Source organism: Candidatus Obscuribacterales bacterium, assembly GCA_036703605.1.
GTDB lineage: Bacteria > Cyanobacteriota > Cyanobacteriia > RECH01 > RECH01 > RECH01.
This window is the reverse complement of sequence record DATNRH010001035.1, coordinates 1-1,188: the sequence shown is the minus strand read 5'-3', so window position 1 is coordinate 1,188 and position 1,188 is coordinate 1. Positions and strand designations below refer to the sequence as shown.

1 protein-coding gene is annotated in these 1,188 nt (G+C 50.8%); it reads right to left on the bottom strand.

Annotated features, from left to right (window positions below):
- Nucleotides 1–766: 766 nt before the first annotated feature.
- Nucleotides 767–988, bottom strand: coding sequence for a hypothetical protein (locus V6D20_21055; GenBank protein HEY9818270.1), 222 nt, complete (start codon nt 986–988; stop codon nt 767–769).
- Between the last annotated feature and the right edge of the window lie 200 nt (nt 989–1,188).

The window sequence follows — 1,188 nt, the reverse complement described above, 5'->3', positions numbered from 1 at the left end:
AAGGCCAAAGCCATTGCCATCCACAGGACAAGAAGGTGCCAAGGTTTCACTAGATGGTGTGGCATTGCAATCTTGTAGCCAAATCAGCGCCATCATTCCTTGGTCTTCGTGCTAATCCATGAGCGAGGCGGAGAGAAGGTTGAAGAGGCATACCTCGAGGAGATGGCAATGGGTTACTTGCAACCCAGTAAAGGTAGTGGGACGCCAGTGTGCCCTGGCAGTCACAGGGGCCACATCACGCCACTCTCCTGAAGTGTGAACTTGGGAAGAGGAGCTTTACCTGCACGGAACCCTTGCCCTCCATCAGGTGAGCTCCGCAGGATTTGGAAAGGGTTGACATGTTGGTGATAGGAATGCAGAGGGTTCACGTAGGGGTCTGGCGGTGGTGGCCCAAGGGCACCCCGAATGGTCATAAAAACACTTCGCCAGTTAGATTATAAACGGAAACTTACACAGAGTCAAGGCAAACAGTATCCAAATAAGGACCGCTATCGAAACCAGGAAATGGCACGTCATTGATCGCATAGGGTATGTCCGTAAGCGGGGAGAACAACACCGTCAAGTTCTGATCAGGAACCTCATCGAGCAGACTCTCCTGTAAAGGTAAGCAAGGATCTCACCAGGTAGGTAGGAAAAGGGGCCTCCTCGGTCAGCGAGTCCACTCCATTGGTAGGTTGGTCAACAATTTCAAAAACAGCAACGGGGTCTGCGAGATTAATTTTAAAAAGCCTAAATCCCATGCCCCTCCAGCTTCTGAACCTTTTGACTAGCCCACCAGCAAATTCTTACCTTGGGCGAGCTGAGGAGAACCTTTGTAAGGCCCTTGCCCGGAGGGCTTTAGGGCCAGTCGCAGGTCAGCGTTGTCGGCGGCGCTAAGGCCATCGCAGCGAATGGCGACGTCTGCTCGATTGGCTTGCTGCATCTTTATGTACTCAAGCTCTAGATAGGGAGTTGACTGAAAGATGCCATCACGTGCAAGTAGAAGCATGTGGCACTCTGTGCTACTATTCCCAACTAGTGCCAACTCGGCGGTGTAGTCGGAACCTGTAAAGTTAGCAGGAAGAGGCAGCAAGTTAGGAAAGCTATACCAGTGTAGATTATTCGGTACAAATTGTACTGATTTGGAACCAGCTTCAGGGTCGGAGAGAATTGGCCTTCAGGTTTAGCTTTTGCACAAAGAATACCGTT

Excerpts from the sequence above, each read along its gene's own strand:
- V6D20_21055 (HEY9818270.1), bottom strand. The coding sequence starts at position 988 with ATGCTTCTACTTGCACGTGATGGCATCTTTCAGTCAACTCCCTATCTA.